Consider the following 829-nt stretch of genomic DNA (forward strand, 5'->3'; position numbering starts at 1 on the left):
TCGGCAGCCTTGCCAGATTGCAGGCCGCCATTGTCAGCGTGAAGCGGGCGCGCCCGCGCTCGCTACCACGATACGGGTCTGTGCCAAGCCGCCGACGGTCTTGGCCCAGCCGAAGGGTTCCTCGATCTTCTTTCGGCATCGCTGGGATTTGGCATATCCGGGATGTCGGCCGGGATGTCGGGTGGTTCGACGGTCGATGGCTGAATGGCGGGACTTCTGCGCGACATGCGGCGTCACCACCATCTGGCGGAGTTCGGCGACGAAGTCGGCGCTGTCGTAGCCGCGGTCGGCTGCCAAGGTCAGACGTCGTGTGGATCCTGGTGAGTGGCGATGAAGCATGTCGATGGCGGCACGGCGTTCGGCCTGTCCATCCGCCCGTGTGAGATCGGCCTGCACGATCAGGCCGGAACGCAATCGGCGTGTTCCTCGAACCAGTGGCGGAACATGCCTCATATCCATCAGGCTATGCCCCATGAAGCACAGCATGGCGCCGGCACCGGGCGACTTCCTGAACAGCCGGCCTCGGGATCGGTCATCGACGCGTGCGTCGCGTTCGACCGACGTTCGCCACGAAAATCGACTGCGGCATTGCGGCTGCGGCGTCTGGGACGGGTCATGGGTTCGGGCTCGGCGGTGGATTGGTCAGGGGACGATGTTGGCGATACACAGTCATCTGGCGGATCACCCGGATCGTCGTCCCTGTCGGGCACCTCGTTGTCCTGAGGCTGGAAGCTCTTCATCGACGCCGTTCGCCACCGGGCTCAAACCGGTGCCGCCTTCGGTGGCTCACCCTTCACCAGAGTGCCATCGACCGAGACGTGATCGTCGG

Annotated in this window: 1 pseudogene; it reads right to left on the reverse strand. The window is 64.7% G+C overall.

The annotated features are described in order from the left end of the window. Positions 1-829, reverse strand: a pseudogene (locus tag CG51_RS19840) (transposase); the annotation flags it as partial.

It is taken from the genome of Haematobacter missouriensis, assembly GCF_000740775.1.
GTDB lineage: Bacteria > Pseudomonadota > Alphaproteobacteria > Rhodobacterales > Rhodobacteraceae > Haematobacter > Haematobacter missouriensis.